Source organism: Streptomyces sp. RP5T, assembly GCF_003933965.1.
Lineage (GTDB): Bacteria > Actinomycetota > Actinomycetes > Streptomycetales > Streptomycetaceae > Streptomyces.
In genome coordinates this window covers 1-15,330 of the sequence record NZ_RSAJ01000172.1, presented here as the reverse complement: position 1 = coordinate 15,330, position 15,330 = coordinate 1, and the positions used below count along the sequence as shown (strand labels likewise).

Annotated in this window: 14 protein-coding genes and 1 pseudogene; 9 read left to right on the top strand and 6 right to left on the bottom strand. The window is 72.7% G+C overall.

From position 1 onward, the window contains the following. Positions 1-72 precede the first annotated feature (72 nt). A pseudogene (locus tag EHS43_RS19550) lies at positions 73-231 on the top strand (Tat pathway signal protein); the annotation flags it as partial. A 61-nt stretch (positions 232-292) separates the two neighbouring features. Here EHS43_RS19550 and EHS43_RS19545 read toward each other — a convergent pair. Beyond that, on the bottom strand, positions 293-481 hold the full coding sequence (locus tag EHS43_RS19545) for a DUF5703 family protein (protein ID WP_007380901.1): 189 nt from the start codon (positions 479-481) through the stop codon (positions 293-295). A 47-nt stretch (positions 482-528) separates the two neighbouring features. On the opposite strand from EHS43_RS19545, the gene EHS43_RS19540 reads away from it, so the two are divergent. Then, complete coding sequence (locus EHS43_RS19540) at positions 529-1,197, top strand: hypothetical protein (RefSeq protein WP_125192058.1); 669 nt, start codon at positions 529-531, stop codon at positions 1,195-1,197. 57 nt (positions 1,198-1,254) lie between these two features. On the opposite strand, the gene EHS43_RS19535 is transcribed toward EHS43_RS19540, so the two are convergent. Then, positions 1,255-3,471, bottom strand: coding sequence for an ATP-dependent RecD-like DNA helicase (locus EHS43_RS19535; protein WP_125192057.1), 2,217 nt, complete (start codon positions 3,469-3,471; stop codon positions 1,255-1,257). Then, positions 3,468-4,451 carry an aldo/keto reductase gene (locus EHS43_RS19530; RefSeq protein ID WP_125192056.1) on the bottom strand — a complete coding sequence of 328 codons (984 nt, stop codon included), beginning with the start codon at positions 4,449-4,451 and terminating at the stop codon, positions 3,468-3,470. The genes EHS43_RS19535 and EHS43_RS19530 overlap by 4 nt, the downstream gene beginning before the upstream one ends. A gap of 175 nt (positions 4,452-4,626) precedes the next feature. Here EHS43_RS19530 and EHS43_RS19525 point away from each other — a divergent pair, with 175 nt between their 5' ends. Both EHS43_RS19525 and EHS43_RS19520 read left to right on the top strand, forming a co-directional pair. Then, entirely contained in the window at positions 4,627-5,682 is a 1,056-nt protein-coding gene (locus tag EHS43_RS19525) for an LLM class F420-dependent oxidoreductase (protein ID WP_125192055.1), read from the top strand. Between the two features lie 949 nt (positions 5,683-6,631). Next, positions 6,632-7,420, top strand: coding sequence for a ferritin-like domain-containing protein (locus EHS43_RS19520; RefSeq protein WP_125192054.1), 789 nt, complete (start codon positions 6,632-6,634; stop codon positions 7,418-7,420). A 10-nt stretch (positions 7,421-7,430) separates the two neighbouring features. On the opposite strand, the gene corA is transcribed toward EHS43_RS19520, so the two are convergent. Continuing rightward, entirely contained in the window at positions 7,431-8,426 is a 996-nt protein-coding gene (gene corA, locus EHS43_RS19515) for a magnesium/cobalt transporter CorA (protein ID WP_185806310.1), read from the bottom strand. Between the two features lie 62 nt (positions 8,427-8,488). On the opposite strand from corA, the gene EHS43_RS19510 reads away from it, so the two are divergent. The 5 genes from EHS43_RS19510 (at position 8,489) to EHS43_RS19490 (ending at position 13,160) form a co-directional block, all read left to right on the top strand. Beyond that, positions 8,489-9,175, top strand: coding sequence for a histidine phosphatase family protein (locus tag EHS43_RS19510; RefSeq protein WP_125192052.1), 687 nt, complete (start codon positions 8,489-8,491; stop codon positions 9,173-9,175). 105 nt (positions 9,176-9,280) lie between these two features. Then, positions 9,281-9,871: a DUF3090 domain-containing protein gene (locus EHS43_RS19505; RefSeq protein ID WP_125192051.1), complete on the top strand. Its 591-nt coding sequence runs from the start codon at positions 9,281-9,283 to the stop codon at positions 9,869-9,871. Next, positions 9,835-10,647 carry an SCO1664 family protein gene (locus tag EHS43_RS19500; protein WP_185806309.1) on the top strand — a complete coding sequence of 271 codons (813 nt, stop codon included), beginning with the start codon at positions 9,835-9,837 and terminating at the stop codon, positions 10,645-10,647. Before EHS43_RS19505 ends, EHS43_RS19500 begins: the two co-directional genes overlap by 37 nt. 111 nt (positions 10,648-10,758) lie before the next feature. After that, entirely contained in the window at positions 10,759-11,988 is a 1,230-nt protein-coding gene (gene mshC / locus EHS43_RS19495) for a cysteine--1-D-myo-inosityl 2-amino-2-deoxy-alpha-D-glucopyranoside ligase (RefSeq protein WP_125192049.1), read from the top strand. Positions 11,989-12,227: 239 nt separating this feature from the next. Then, positions 12,228-13,160 carry an SMP-30/gluconolactonase/LRE family protein gene (locus tag EHS43_RS19490; protein WP_125192048.1) on the top strand — a complete coding sequence of 311 codons (933 nt, stop codon included), beginning with the start codon at positions 12,228-12,230 and terminating at the stop codon, positions 13,158-13,160. 40 nt (positions 13,161-13,200) lie between these two features. Here the strand turns inward: EHS43_RS19490 and EHS43_RS19485 are convergent, their stop codons facing one another. Together EHS43_RS19485 and EHS43_RS19480 are read right to left on the bottom strand one after the other, a co-directional pair. Beyond that, positions 13,201-14,217 (bottom strand): PAC2 family protein, encoded by a 1,017-nt coding sequence (locus EHS43_RS19485; protein ID WP_125192047.1) that lies wholly within the window; start codon positions 14,215-14,217, stop codon positions 13,201-13,203. Between the two features lie 313 nt (positions 14,218-14,530). After that, positions 14,531-15,202 (bottom strand): FadR/GntR family transcriptional regulator, encoded by a 672-nt coding sequence (locus tag EHS43_RS19480; RefSeq protein WP_125192046.1) that lies wholly within the window; start codon positions 15,200-15,202, stop codon positions 14,531-14,533. Positions 15,203-15,330 lie beyond the last annotated feature (128 nt).

Sequence of the window (15,330 nt, the reverse complement as noted above, 5' to 3'; positions counted from 1 at the left end):
CGGCATACGCGATCCTGAGATGTCTCGTGGGCTCGGAGATGTGTATAGGAGACAGGCGGAGCCCCGGGCGTGGGCAACCACCCCGGTACCCAGACGGTCGCCCAGCCCCTGGGCAACGCGCAGCTCGCGCACACCGGCAGCGACCTGCCGATCGGTCTGGCCCTCCCGGTCGGCGCCGGGGCGCTGCTCGCGGGCGCGGTCCTCTACCGCAAGGCACGGGCCTCGGCCTAGGCCATACCGCCTGAAACGGAGCGGGCCCCGCCTCGGCGGGGCCCGCTCCGTTCGTCCTGTCTCACCACGTGGCACGCACCTGGCGGATGATCCGCCGGCGCAACCGCACCCTGCGGCTGCCATCGCGCATCAGGCTCAGTCGGTCCAACTCCCAGTGTCCGTACTCGGCATGGTCCGTCAGCAGACGTGTGGCGTCCTTGCGGGAGACCCCCCGCGGTACGTACACGTCGACAAATTCGTATTCCGGCATCGCATCTATTGTGCGGGCCGGGGCCCGCTACGGATAGCGTCTGCACTATGTCTGATGCTGTGCAGCCCACCGCTGCCGAGGTACGTGCCGCCGCCGAGGCGGTCAAGACCGCGCTCGACCGTCACCTGGCCGCGGTCGAACGCAGGTCGGGGGAGGACGACCCCGCCGTCTACGAGGCCTTCAACGAACTGGCCGCGGCCGCCGAGGTGTACGACGAGCTGCTCTACGAGCGCTATGACGAGGTCACCCCCTTCGAGATCCCGGGCGCCGAGGACGCCCCGCCGTACACCGGCCCCGAGGAGCCGAACGCGCTGAGCGTGCTGATCCGCCGCGACTACGCCGTGGTCGAGCCCCAGCGTCTGCTGGCGCAGGCCCAGCGCGTCGAGGCGGCCGACGAGGGGCTCGGCACGGAGGCCTCCGGCACGGTGCACGGTGCGCTGGAGGTGCTGTTCGGAGAGTTCGAGCCCGACGAGATCGCCTCCCGGCACAAGGAGTTCGGCCTGGAGGAGGGCGACTCCACGCTGTGGGTGACCGCGGCGGACGAACCGGCCGAGCCGGGGGAGTGGCTGGAGACGCCGTTCGAGCAGGTGGACGTCGAGCGGGTGGTGTGCCGGTTCGACGTCAGTGCCGTGTTCGACGACGACCTCGACGACGACGCCGACGGGCCCGACGGCGCGGACGACGACCTGGAACCGCTGGACGCCGATCGCCGCTGACGCGCGGGAGCGCGGCCCCGGAGAGCGATCTCCGGGGCCGCGCTCTTTTCGGGCCGGTCAGCCGGACGTCGGCGACTGCGTCGTGAGGAGGGTGGGCAGCCGGGTCGTCCGGGGCTTCGCGGGGATCTCGGCGACGGCCCGCGGAAGGGCCTGGTCCACGCCGTGGACCACGGACAGATGGCGGTCCGCCCTGCCGAACGCCGTGTAGACCCACGGCCGGCTGAGGACCTGCGCCGCGTCCCCGGGCAGCACCACGACCGCGGCGGGCCAGCGGCCGCCCACCGCCTGGTGCGCGGTCAGGGCCCAGCCGTGCCGCACGGACTGCTCCACCCGCTCCTTCGGTACGACCACGGGCACGCCGGCGCAGACCAGGTGCAGCCCGTCCGCGTCGGCCTTCACCACCCGGCCCGGGAGCGTACGGCCCGGGGCGGGGGAGTAGGCGACGCGGTCACCGGGGTCGAACCCGCCGAAGCGGCCGGGGCCCGGGTTGAGGCGCTCCTTCAGGGCCGCGTTGAGGACGCGGGTGCCGGCCGCGCCGCCATGACCCGGGGTGATCACCTGGGTGTCCTCGGCGGGGACCCCGATCGCCCGCGGCACCGAGTCCGCGACCAACTGCACGGTCCGGTGCACGGCCTCGCCCGCGTCCCGCACCGGCACGATCACGACCTCCTTGCCGGGGGCCTCGACCTGGTTCAGCTCGCCGATGCCGATCCCGGAGACCAGCTCGCCCAGCGGCCCGGGGTCCGGCCTGCGCGAGGCGACCTGCGGACAGATCCGCGCGGCGAGCAGATCCGCGAACACCCGCCCGGGCCCCGCCGACCACAGCACCGCCGGATCCCCGGCCAGCACCAGCCGCGCCCCGTCCGGCAGGGACTCCACGAGCAGGGCGGCCGTCTCGACGTCCAGCTGAGGCGCGTCGAGCACGACGAGCAGGTCCAGGTCGAACGCCCCGTCGGCGTCCCGCCCGGGACCCTCCGCACCGGACAGGAGCCCGGCGACGGTGGCGACCTGCCGGGCGGGGGCGGGGGAGTCCGCTTCGAGCAGGGCGCCGAAGCGGTCACGGCCCAGGGGGCTGTGCGTGGCCGCCCACGCGCGCAGCCCCAGCCCCCGCGCCACCGTCAGCAGCGCCGCCGGTTCCGCCCGGGAGGCCTCGCCGCCGGTGTGCAGGACCAGGCCGCCCGCCGCGACCGCGCGGATCAGCTCGGCGGCCGAGCCCTCGGCCGAGGCCGCGGCGCTCTCCCAGCCCTCGGCCGAACCGTCCTCCTTGGGCACGGAGTTGATCAGCCGGGCCAGTCCGTCGGCGAGGCTCTCCTCGGCGAGGGCGTACCGCTCCAGGCCGACCAGGATCCGGACCGGCCGCTCCGCCCCCTCCTCGTCGTCCTCCGCGGGCTCCGGGGCCCCCGGGTCGAGGGCGTCCTGGAAGACCAGGGCCTCGGCCTCGGCGATCGTGCTCTGTACGGCGGCGTCGGCGTCCGGCACGCCCCGCTGGGCGAGCGCGGCGGTGAGCGCCGGCATCTCCAGCGCGGTGTGCCCGGCGAGCGCCGCCTGCTCCAGGAGCCAGACGGTGACCGCCCGCCCCCGCCGCTCGTCGTCCGGCGCGCACTGCGCGCCGAGCAGCGCCCGCGCGAACCCGTCGGCCTGTTCGGGCCGAACCCCCGGGACCCGCAGCAACTGCCAGGGATCCGCCCGCAGCCGGTTGTTGGCCCCTTTCCCGAGGGCCGCGGTGACCTGGGCCGCGAGGGTCTCCGGTGCCCCGCCCTCGGCCAGCACGTGCCGGACCGCTTCCACGGTCTCGGGCGCGGGCGCGCCGACGGACTCCGCGACACCGGCCGCGTCCGCCGACACGGGCCGAGGCCGCACCGGCTCCTGGGCGGGCCGCCGCGTGGGCTCCGGCTCGCTGAAGACGGCGGTCACGGGCTTGGCCCCGCTCTCCACCGCCCGTACGGCGGCGAGGAGATCGGCCGCCTTCCCGCTGAGCTTGGCCCCGCTCGCGACGGGCCCCTGCTTCTCGGCCTTGCGCCGCTCGATCCGCTCCCGCTCGATCCGCTGCGCCGCCAGTTCGGCCTCGGCCTCGGACAACTGAGCCTTGTCCGCGTCGGCCCCGGCCGGGGCACCGCCCTCGCCCGCCTCGGCCTTCGGCTCCTCACCGTCGGTGTCACCCGCGCCGGCGCCGTCCGCCTCCTGCCCCGGCGCTTGCTCCGTGCCCTCCGGCTCCGGCGCGGCGCCCCGCGTCGCCGGTTCGGTCTTCTCGGTGGGCTCCGGCTCCGTGCTCACAGCGTGCTCCAGTCGTGATCGGGATAGCGGTGCACGGGCGCCGACACATCGTCGAGCGCCCGGCAGATCTCGTCAGGAAGACTAAGGGCCTCCACTGACAATGCCGCTGTGAGCTGCTGCGAGTTGCGCGCGCCGACGATCGGCGCGGTCACTCCCGGCCGGTCCCGGACCCACGCGAGGGCCACCTGGAGCGGTGTCACCGCGAGTCCGTCGGCCGCCGTGGTCACCGCGTCCACGATGTGGCTCGCGGTGTCGTCGAGGTACGGCGCGACGAAGGGCGCCAGGTGCTCCGAGGCCCCCCGCGAGTCGGCCGGGGTGGAGTGGCGGTACTTGCCCGTCAGGACGCCCCGGCCCAGCGGCGAAGAGGGCAGCAGACCGATGCCCAGATCGAGCGCGGCCGGCAGCACCTCCCGCTCGACCCCGCGCTGGAGCAGTGAGTACTCCACCTGCGTGGCGGCCAGCCGGGTCCGCGTCCCCGGCGCCGCCAACTGCCAGGTGCCCGCCTTGGCGAGCTGCCAGCCGCAGAAGTTGGACACCCCGGCATAGCGGGCGCGGCCGCTGCTGACGGCCAGGTCGAGGGCCTGGAGCGTCTCCTCCAACGGGGTGCAGGGGTCGTAGGAGTGGATGTGCCAGACGTCGACGTAGTCCGTGCCCAGCCGGGCCAGGGAGTCGTCCAGCGCGGAGAGCAGGTGGCCGCGCGAGCCGTCGACGCGGACGTCCGGGTCGGGGACGCTGCCCGCCTTGGTGGAGATGACCAGGTCCCGGCGCGGGACCAGGCCTTCTATGAGCCGTCCGAGCAGGTACTCGGCCTCCCCGTCGCCGTACACGTCCGCCGTGTCGACCAGCGTCCCGCCCGCCTCCCAGAACGTTTTCAGGAGGTCCGCCGCGTCGTGCTCGTCGGTGTCCCTGCCCCACGTGAGGGTGCCGAGCCCGATACGGGACACGCGCAGGCCGGTACGGCCGAGATGCCTCTGCTCCATGGACGCCGAGATTACTGGCCAGAACCTGTCACGTGGGGGCCTGTGGACAACGGATTCCGACACGTGCGCGGTTGCCGCCGCCCGGTCCCCGGCACGGCCGCGACCTGCCCCGCGCGTGCTTGCCGCGCTAAGGTCTGCGGACAAGGACGTTACTGATCGGTAAGGGGAATCGGCCATGCAGCTCGGGATCAACCTCGGCTACTGGGGCGCAGGGATGGACGCGGACAATCTCGCCGTCGCCCAGGAGGCCGACCGGCTCGGATACGCCGTCTGCTGGGCCGCCGAGGCCTACGGGTCGGATGCCGCGACCGTGCTCACCTGGGTCGCCGCGCAGACCGAGCGCATCGACGTCGGCTCGGCCATCTTCCAGATCCCGGCCCGCCAGCCGGCGATGACCGCGATGACCGCCGCCACCCTCGACTCCCTCTCCGGCGGCCGTTTCCGCCTCGGCCTCGGGGTCTCGGGGCCGCAGGTCTCCGAGGGCTGGTACGGCGTCAAGTTCGACAAGCCGCTGGCACGCACGCGTGAGTACGTCGAGATCGTCCGCAAGGCCATGTCGCGCGAGCGCCTGTCCTACGAGGGACAGCACTGGACGCTGCCCCTGCCCGGCGGGCCCGGCAAGCCGATCAAGCTGACCGTGCACCCCGAGCGCGAGCACATCCCGCTGTACATCGCCGCGATCGGCCCGAAGAACCTGGAGCAGACCGGCGAGATCGCCGACGGCGCCCTGTTGATCTTCCCCTCCGCCGAGCACCTGGAGGACACCGCGATGCAGTACCTGCGGGCCGGGCGCGAGAAGGCGGGCAAGACGCTCGACGGGTTCGACGTCTGCCCGACCCTGCCGCTCGCCCTCGGCGAGGACAAGGACGTCACCGAGCTCGCCGACACCTTCCGTCCCTACACCGCGCTGTACGTGGGCGGCATGGGCAGCCGCAAGCAGAACTTCTACAACCAGCTCGCCCAGCGCATGGGCTTCGAGGCGGCGGCCGCCGAGATCCAGGACAAGTACCTGTCCGGCGACAAGGACGGGGCCGCGGCCGCCGTCCCGCACGAGCTCATCGACAAGACGACCCTGCTCGGCTCCGTGGACCGCATCGCCGACCGCATGAAGGAGTACGCGGCGGCCGGCGTCACCACCCTGACCCTGGCGCCCGCCGGCTTCACCCTCGACGAGCGCCTCGCCTCCCTCCGCGCCGGCACCCAGGCCCTGGAACACGCGGGCCTCGCCTAGCACCGCCAGGCCTTTACGCGGTCTCGTGGCACCCGGTCGACGATGCCGCTCAACAGAACCTCACCCGCGCGGCCCGTGCCTGGGCCGCGCGGGCAGCCGCCGCCGGTCCCCCTCGCGGGAGCGGGGCGTCACGTCCAGCGCGGGGCTGATGCTCGGACGTGGCGCCCGCGGGGGGCTCGGCGCGAGTCACCCCCCGTACGGTCCCGCCTGGCGTGCGCCTCGCTCTCGGTAACTCTGAGGGGGTGGGGCGTTGTGTCGGCCGTCCCGACCGCCGGGCGGCGCTGATGCTCGGACGCGGTGGCCGCGTGGGGCCCGGCGTGGGTCGCCCTTCTCGCCTCTCGGGCAGCTCCCCGGGACGGCGCCTCGCCTCGCTCCCGGCGTCGATGCACCCAGACTCCGGCGCCGGGCCCCTGGCGAGGGGCGTTGCGTCGGCCGCCCCTGCCTTCGGGCGGCGCTGATGCTCGGATGTGGTGGCCGCGTGGGGCCCGGCGTGGGTCGCCCTCCCCGTCTCCCGGGCTGCGCCGAGGCTTGGGCAGCTCCCCGGCACGGTTTCCCCCTGGCGTGCGCCTCGCGCTCGGCAACCCCTCGTCGCTTCGGCTTCCCTGCCTCCCAGGCCACGGCGGCACCGATGCCCCCAGACGCCGGTGCCCGCAAGTACCCCGGCCCGGCCTCCCAGCCGCGGCGACACCGCAGCACCCAGTACCCGGCGTCCAACCACCCCGTCCCACCGCCGGAGGCTTCCGCGGCCGTGGTGGGGGCTCGGGGGTCTTCCCCGCCACGGCCGTCACGTGTGCAACGCGCCCGCACCCCCCGCGGTTACGCCCCCGAGGTGACCCCGGTGGTCCTCCTTTTGGCGGAGTCGGCCGACACAGCTGTTGCGGCACCCCTGCCGCCGCATTTGACTCGTTCTTTGCGGATTGCCGCGGAGTCCGGCAGAGAGGTGCCCACCATGCTTTCGGCCAAGAGTCTGTTCCAGGAGATCCTCGATCACGACGAGTCCTTCCGGCTGTTCTGCTCCATCGCGGCCAGCGGGGAGTCGCAGGGCGGCTGGGAGAACGCCCGTATCGCCGCCCTGGTGCCGCCGGGCGAACGCGAACTCGCCCCCAAGATCGCCCGGCACGGCGCCGACGAGGACAAGCACGGGCGGATCTTCAACGCCCTGCTGAAGAAGCGCGGCCTCGAACCCGTCCCCGTCCCGCCGGAGACGGACTACACGATGCTCCTGGAACAGCACGGCATCGGTCTCGCCCACGACAAGCTCAGGAGCGACGAGCCCCTGACCGTGCACGACATCGTCACCTACCTCGCCCACAGCCGGGTCACCGAACAGCGGGCCTCCGAGCAGATGGAACTGCTGCGCAAGCACTTCGCCGACCACCCCGAGGTCGGCCGCGCGGTGCGGATGATCTCCGGCGACGAGGACAACCACCTCGCCTACTGCCACGAGGAACTGCTGCGCTTCGCCCGTGCCGGCCACGGCCGCGCCATCCAGCGCGCGCTCAGGGAGTGCGCGCTGGCCGAGATCCGCGTCTACCGGGACGTCAGCCTCGCCGTGATGGCCCACATGGGACGCATCCTCGGCTGGTCCCGCGCGAAGGCCGCCGTCCTCGCAGCGGGCATCCACGCCGTCTACGCCTACGAGCGTGCCGCGGGCTGGCACCGCATGGTCTCCCTGCGGCCCCCGGAGCGCCGCAACGCCCTCGGCGGACCCGCCACCTCCGCCCCCGAGTTCGCCTGAACCGCGCCCGCTACAGCCAGCCCCGGCGCTTGAACGTCCGGTACAGCAGCACTTCCAGCACGCCCATCAGCACGATCACCGCCGGGTACGCCCACACCCAGTGCAGTTCGGGCATGTGCTCGAAGTTCATGCCGTAGATCCCCGCGATCATCGTGGGGATCGCCGCCATCGCCGCCCACGCGGAGATCTTCCGCATGTCGTCGTTCTGCCGGACGCTCATCTGCGCCAGGTGCGCCGACAGGATGTCCGAGACCAGCCGGTCCAGCCCCTCCACCGACTCGTTCACGCGCGAGAGATGGTCGTTGACGTCCCGGAAGAAGGGTCGCGCCTTGTCGTTCACGAACGGCACCGTCCCGCCGTACGCCCCCACCCCCGCGAGCCGGGTCAGCGGCATCGACAGCGGGACGGTGGCCCGCCGGAACTCCAGGATCTGCCGCTTGAAGGTGTAGATCCGTGACGCGGTGCCCCGGGAACCGCCGCCGTCCGGCGAGAACACCTCCGCCTCCAGCTCCTCCAGGTCGGTCCCGAGCTCCGTCGCCACCTCGAGGTAGTGGTCCACGACGGCGTCGGCCACCGCGTACAGCACCGAGGTGGGCCCCTTGCCGAGCAGCTTCGGCTCCTTCTCCAGCCGGTCCCGCACGGCCTTCAACGGCGAGCCCACTCCATGACGGACCGTCACCACGAAGGCGTCGCCGAGGAAGAGCATGACCTCGCCGGTGGACACGGTGTCGCTCTCCGGCTCGTACACCACCGGCTTGAGAACCACGAACAGGGAGTCGTCGTACACCTCCAGCTTGGGCCGCTGATGCGCCTTGAGGGCGTCCTCCACGGCCAGCGGATGCAGTCCGAACTCCCTCGTGACCAGCTCGAACTCCTTCTCCGTCGGCTCGTGCAGCCCGATCCAGACGAACCCGCCCGCCCCTCGCGCCCGATCCAGCGCGTCCGACAGGTCCTCGGGCCCCTCCGAACGGTGCCCCTCCCGGTAAATGGCACAGTCAACGATCACGGAACGTATTCTCCCTTCGCTCGGAGGACGCCGTGGTCCTGCGTACGCCTACCCTGGGCCGCATGCCCACGTTGATCCTTGTCAGGCACGGACGCTCCACCGCGAACACCGAGGGGCTGCTCGCCGGGTGGACGCCCGGGGTCGCCCTGGACGAGCGCGGCACCGCACAGGCCGCCGCGCTGCCCGGACGGCTCGAAGGAGTGCCGATCTCCGAGGTCGTCGCCAGCCCCCTGCAACGCTGCCAGGAGACGGTCCAGCCCCTGCTCGACGCCCGTCCCGGCCTCCGGGCGCACAGCGAGGAGCGCATCGGGGAGTGCCACTACGGCGACTGGTCCGGGCGCAAGCTCGCCGAACTCATGGACGAGCCGCTCATGGAGGTCGTCCAGGCGCACCCGTCGGCGGCCGCGTTCCCCGGCGGCGAGTCCATGCGGGCGATGCAGACGCGCGCGGCGGAGGCCGTACGCGAGTGGAACGCGCGCGTGGAGCGCGATCACGGAGCCGACGCGGTCTATCTGATGTGCTCGCACGGCGACATCATCAAGTCGCTCGTCGCCGACGCACTCGGACTTCATCTCGACCTCTTCCAGCGGATCTCCGTCGAACCGTGTTCCGTCACCGTCATCCGCTACACCCGTCTGAGGCCGTTTCTCGTCCGCCTCGGCGACACCGGTGACTTCGCCTCCCTGGTGCCGCGCGAGGAGGCCGCGGGCGGTGACGCCCCGGTCGGTGGTGGTGCGGGCGCACCGTGATCGTCGGGCGCAGTAGGGTGAAGCGGTTCACACAAGCGCGTTCACACATGGACGTTCCCGTCGTTCCCGTCGTTCCCGAACTCACGAATCCAATGGAGACAGGACGTGTCCCGTCAGGTGTTCCTCTATGACCCGCCGGACCGTTTCGTGGCCGGCACGGTCGGACTGCCCGGACGCCGTACGTTCTTCCTCCAGGCCACGGCCGGCCCCCGGGTGACCAGCGTGGCCCTGGAGAAGACACAGGTGGCCGCCCTCGCCGAGCGGATGGACGAACTCCTCGACGAGGTCGTGCGCCGCAGCGGCGGCAGCGCCTCCGTACCGGCCGTGCCGCCCACCGACATCGCCGACACCGCCCCCCTCGACACCCCCATCGAGGAGGAGTTCCGGGTCGGCACCATGGCCCTCGCCTGGGACGGCGAGGAACAGCGCATGATCGTCGAGGCGCAGGCTCTCGTGGAGCTGGAAGCGGAGTCCGAGGAGGACCTCGCCGAGGCCGAGGAGAAACTCCTCCAGGACGAGGAGAACGGACCCCCGATGCTGCGGGTCCGTCTCACCGGCGCGCAGGCCCGGGCCTTCGCCAAGCGCGCCCTGGACGTCGTCAACGCGGGGCGGCCGCCGTGCCCGCTGTGCAGCCTCCCGCTCGACCCGGAAGGACACGTATGTCCGCGCCAGAACGGATACCGCCGCGGAGCGTGACCACGGCAGAGCTGCTCGCCCGCGGCGAGCTGACGGTACGCGGGCAGATCCGGGACGCCTCCAACGCGGTGCTGCACTGCTCCGTCGCGTACGACGGCCAGGAGGCGCTCTGCGTCTACAAGCCGGTCCGCGGCGAGCGGCCCCTGTGGGACTTCCCCGACGGCACCCTCGCCCAGCGCGAGGTCGCCGCCTACGAGGTCTCCGAGGCGACCGGCTGGGGCCTGGTGCCGCCCACCGTGCTGCGGGACGGCCCCTTCGGCGAGGGCATGTGCCAGCTGTGGATCGAGGGCGTGCCCGGCAGTGAGCTGCTCGCCCTGGTCGACGGCGAGGAGCCCGAGCCCGGCTGGCGGGCCATCGGCCTCGCGGAGGTGGACGAGGGCAGGACCGCGCTGCTGGTGCACGCCGACGACGAGCGGCTGCGCCGGCTCGCCGTCCTCGACGCGGTGATCAACAACGCGGACCGCAAGGGCGGCCATCTGCTGCCCGCCGAGGGCGGCCGTCTCTACGGCATCGACCACGGGGTGACCTTCAACGTCGAGAACAAGCTGCGGACCCTGCTGTGGGGCTGGGCGGGGGAGCCCCTGCCCGAGGAGGCGGTCGACGTCCTGAAGGGCCTCAGGAAGGCCCTGTCGGGCGACCTGGCCGCCCGGCTGGCCGCCCTGATCACCCCCGCCGAGATCGACGCCACGCGTGCGCGTGTCGACGCGCTGCTGGAGTCCGGCAAGCACCCGGAGCCGAGCGGCGAGTGGCCCGCCATCCCCTGGCCGCCCGTCTGACCGGACCCTGCACGCCCCTGCACAAGGGGCCGTACCGCGCAAGAAGGCCTTACCGGCCATCCGGCCCGGTCCGGTTCGTATACGGAACATCCGTCCGGTTAGGCTCATGACATGCATGCCTGGCCCGCTTCCGAGGTCCCCGCCCTGCCTGGTCAGGGCCGCGACCTGAGGATCCACGACACCGCGAGCGGTGGCTTGGTCTCCCTTGACCCCGGTCCCGTCGCTCGTCTCTACGTCTGCGGCATCACGCCGTACGACGCCACCCACATGGGGCACGCGGCGACCTACAACGCGTTCGACCTCGTGCAGCGCGTGTGGCTCGACACGAAGCGTCAGGTTCACTACGTCCAGAACGTCACCGACATCGACGACCCGCTCCTGGAGCGCGCCGAGCGGGACAGCCTCGACTGGGCCGCCCTCGCCGAGAAGGAGACGGCTCTCTTCCGCGAGGACATGACCGCCCTCAGGATGCTGCCGCCGCAGCACTACATCGGCGCGGTGGAGGCGATACCCGGGATCGTGCCGCTCGTCGAGCGGCTGCGGGACGCCGGTGCCGCCTACGAACTCGACGGGGACACCTACTTCTCCGTCGAGTCCGACCCGAACTTCGGCAAGGTCTCGAACCTCGACGCGGCCGCCATGCGGCTGCTGTCCGCCGAGCGCGGCGGCGACCCGGACCGGCCGGGCAAGAAGAACCCGCTCGACCCGATGCTGTGGATGGCGGCCCGCGAGGGCGAGCCCAGCTGGGACGGCGGTTCCCTCGGGCGTGGCCGCCCGGGCTGGCACATCGAGTGCGTCGCCATCGCCCTCGACCACCTCGGCATGACCTTCGACGTCCAGGGCGGCGGCTCCGACCTCGCCTTCCCGCACCACGAGATGGGCGCCTCCCACGCCCAGGTGCTCACCGGCGAGTTCCCCATGGCCAAGGCGTACGTCCACGCCGGCATGGTCGCCCTCGACGGCGAGAAGATGTCCAAGTCCAAGGGCAACCTGGTCTTCGTGTCGCAGCTGCGCCGCGACGGCGTCGACCCCGCCGCCATCCGGCTGGCGCTGCTCGCCCACCACTACCGGGCCGACTGGGAGTGGACCGACCAGGTCCTCCAGGACGCCGTGGACCGGCTGGGCCGCTGGCGTGCCGCCGTCTCCCGGCCCGACGGACCGTCCGCGGAGGCCCTCGTCGAGGAGGTCCGCGAGGCCCTCGCGAACGACCTGGACGCGCCCGCGGCGCTGGCCGCCGTCGACCGCTGGGCCGCCCTTCAGGAGCAGCAGGGAGGCACCGACATGGGGGCGCCCGGCGTGGTGACCCGCGCGGTGGACGCGCTGCTGGGCGTGGCCCTCTAGAAGGCCGCACGAAGGGCGCTTCCTCCCCGCGGAGGAAGCGCCCCACCGCCCTCCGCCCGGCCCGTGTCGCCAACTCGCTCCGAAACACGGTGAATCGGGTGACGTGCGCAATCCCTCCCGAACCCGAAGTCACGTCACAAACCGGCCGACGACTGTGGAGACGGCCGTCATGTGATGGGGTGGGAGCGTCGCTTGACCGTTCGGCCGGCCGCGCGCCGACCCTTGCGGAAGGACGCACCGTGGCACCCGCAGACCGTTCCTTCGCACGTCGAACCCTCCTGACCACGACCGCCGCGCTGACCGGCGCCGCCCTGCTCGGCGGCCCCGCGCACGCGGCCGGCACCCGGCACACCGCGTGGCCCGCGGGCTTTCCCCTCCCCGACGGCTTCCGGCCCGAGGGCATCACCATCGGCCCCGCGCCGTACGCCTGGTTCGGCTCGCTCGCGAGCGGTGACATCTACCGGGCGAGCCTGGCCACCGGCCGCGGACGGATCGTCGCGAAGGGCGCCGGGCGCCCGACCGTCGGTCTGAAGATCGACCGGCACGGCCGCAGACTCTTCCTCGCCGGCGGCGACAGCGGCGAGATCCGGACCGTCGACGCCCGCTCCGGTGAGACCGAGCGCGTGTACGCCACCGGCGGCACCTTCGTGAACGACGTGATCCTCACCCCGGGCGCCGCCTGGTTCACCGACTCCTTCAAGCCGGTGCTCTACCGACTGGCCAAGGGGGCGCTGACGACCGTACCGCTGACCGGGGACTGGCAGCAGGGACCCGACTTCACGGCCAACGGCATCGAGCGCACACCCGACGGCAGCGCCCTGCTCGTGGTGAACCAGTACGTGAACGGTGGCGGCCTCATGCGGGTCGACCCCCGCACCGGCGCCGCCCGGGCCGTCGACCTCGGCACGGCGAAACTCCCCAACGGCGACGGCCTGTTGCTGCTCGGCCGGACCCTCTACGCCGTCCAGCAGGTGCAGAACGCGATCGACGTGTTCCGCCTGAACGACTCCGGCACCCGGGGCACCGCGATCGCCCGCATCACCGACCCGCGCTTCCGCATCCCGACGACGGTCGCCGCCTGGCGGGACACGCTCTACCTGCCCAACGCCCGCTTCGACGTGGAGCCCACGCCCACCACCGAGTACGACGTGGTGGCGGTGGACCGGGTCTGAAAAACCGGAGAGGGCGGTGCACACGCACCGCCCTCTCCGCTCAGTCCTCCGATGGGGAGTCCCCGTCGTCCGTCTCCGGTTCCCGCTCCGGTCCTGTCTCCGTCTCCGGCCGCGGCGGCTTCGGAGGCTTCGTACGGCCACCGGGGCTGTCCCGCAGATAGGCCGAACCGTCGCTCCCGTCCGCCGTCGCGTGACCGCCCGGCTGACCCGGCTGGCCGCCGTCCCGGCGCCGCAGATACCGCTCGAACTCCCGGGCGATCGCCTCGCCCGAGGCCTCCGGCAGCTCCGCGGTGTCCCGGGCCTCCTCCAGCGTCTGGACGTACTCCGCGACCTCGCTGTCCTCGGCGGCCAGCTGGTCCACGCCCACCTGCCAGGCGCGCGCGTCCTCGGCCAGCTCGCCCAGCGGGATCCGCACGTCGATCAGGTCCTCCAGACGGTTCAGGAGGGCCAGCGTCGCCTTCGGGTTCGGCGGCTGCGACACGTAGTGCGGTACGGCCGCCCACAGCGACACCGCGGGCACGCCCGCGTGGGTGCAGGCCTCCTGGAGGATGCCGACGATCCCCGTGGGACCCTCGTACTTGGTCTCCTCCAGGTCCATCCGCCGGGCCAGGTCCGGATCCGACGTGGTCCCGCTGATCGGCACCGGACGGGTGTGCGGGGTGTCACCGAGCAGCGCGCCCAGGACCACCACCAGCTCCACGCCCAGTTCGTGGGCGAAGCCCAGCAACTCGTTGCAGAACGAGCGCCAGCGCATCGACGGTTCGATACCCCGGACCAGCACCAGATCGCGCGGCTTGTCACCGCCGACGCGGACCACCGACAGCCTTGTCGTGGGCCACGTGATCTTGCGCACTCCGCCGTCCAGCCACACCGTGGGACGGTTCACCTGGAAGTCGTAGTAGTCCTCGGCGTCCAGCGCCGCGAACACCTCGCCCTTCCACTCCTTGTCCAGATGCGCGACCGCGGTGGAGGCGGCGTCGCCGGCGTCGTTCCAGCCCTCGAACGCGGCCACCATGACCGGGTCGATCAGCTCGGGAACCCCCTCGAGCTCGATCACCCAGCGCCTCCTTCCGACGTGCCCTCGCCTAACGCACCAACCTTACGGCGTCCGGCGGGGGCGCCCGCAGCCCCCTTGCACGGGGGAGTGAACGATCACTGCCCCGTTCGCCACCCCCGAACACCCCCTGCGTCCCGGACGCCGTGCTCCGCGCCCTGGTACGCGAGAACTCCGATGTCCCCGCACCACATCGCCGTACCCACGGCGCCCGGCCCGCGCCCTTCGCCACGGCACCGGGGAAAACCGCCTCAGGCGGCCGGAGTTGCCCCGGGGCGGAGAGTCCGCGCGTTCGGGAGACGGCGGCCCGGGCGGCTCACAGCGTGGAGCGCAGCCACTGCTCGACGCTCGCGATGTGCACCGTCGCCCAGGAGCGGGCCGCCTCCCCGTCCCGGTCGCGCAGTGCCGCGAGGATCGCCCGGTGCTCGTGCAGGGTGCGGCTGACCGCGTCCTCCTGGGTCAGGCCGCGCCAGATCCGGGCCCGGGTGGTGGGCCCGGACAGGCCGTCCAGGAGCGAGCAGAGCACGGAGTTGCCGGAGCTCTGCACGATTCCGCGGTGGAAGTCGAGGTCGCAGGCGACCAGTTCCTCCACCGACGGGCTGTCCCCGAGCTTGTCCAACTGAGCGCTCAGCGCGTCCAGTTGCTGCTCGCTGATCCGGGAGGCGGCCATCGCGGTGGCGGCCGGCTCCAGGATGCGGCGCACCGCCAGGAACTCCAGGACCGTGTCGTCGCGGTGGAAGTCCACGACGAAGCTCAGCGCCTCCAGCAGGAGTTGGGGGTCCAGGCTGGTGACGTACGTGCCGTCGCCCTGCCGCACGTCCAGGATGCGGATCAGCGACAGCGCCCGCACGGCCTCGCGCAGCGAGTTCCGGGACAGCCCCAGTTCGGAGGCGAGCTCGCTCTCCTTGGGGAGCCGCTCGCCCGGGCGCAGCGCGCCCGAGACGATCATGTCCTTGATCTTCTCGATCGCCTCGTCGGTGACAGCCATGTCCGGCCTCCTTCTCGCCCCGCTGTGCGCTGAGACGTCGGACGTCTCGGCCACATTATGGCGGCTGCCCGGCGCCTCCCGATTCCGGCGGGAACCGGGGCGCGGGGGGCGCGGGGCATGCGAAAGGG

Coding starts and splice junctions, on each gene's coding strand:
- EHS43_RS19545 (WP_007380901.1), bottom strand. CDS start 481: ATGCCGGAATACGAATTTGTCGACGTGTACGTACCGCGGGGGGTCTCC.
- EHS43_RS19540 (WP_125192058.1), top strand. CDS start 529: ATGTCTGATGCTGTGCAGCCCACCGCTGCCGAGGTACGTGCCGCCGCC.
- EHS43_RS19530 (WP_125192056.1), bottom strand. CDS start 4,451: ATGGAGCAGAGGCATCTCGGCCGTACCGGCCTGCGCGTGTCCCGTATC.
- EHS43_RS19525 (WP_125192055.1), top strand. CDS start 4,627: ATGCAGCTCGGGATCAACCTCGGCTACTGGGGCGCAGGGATGGACGCG.
- EHS43_RS19520 (WP_125192054.1), top strand. CDS start 6,632: ATGCTTTCGGCCAAGAGTCTGTTCCAGGAGATCCTCGATCACGACGAG.
- EHS43_RS19510 (WP_125192052.1), top strand. CDS start 8,489: ATGCCCACGTTGATCCTTGTCAGGCACGGACGCTCCACCGCGAACACC.
- EHS43_RS19500 (WP_185806309.1), top strand. CDS start 9,835: ATGTCCGCGCCAGAACGGATACCGCCGCGGAGCGTGACCACGGCAGAG.
- mshC (WP_125192049.1), top strand. CDS start 10,759: ATGCATGCCTGGCCCGCTTCCGAGGTCCCCGCCCTGCCTGGTCAGGGC.
- EHS43_RS19480 (WP_125192046.1), bottom strand. CDS start 15,202: ATGGCTGTCACCGACGAGGCGATCGAGAAGATCAAGGACATGATCGTC.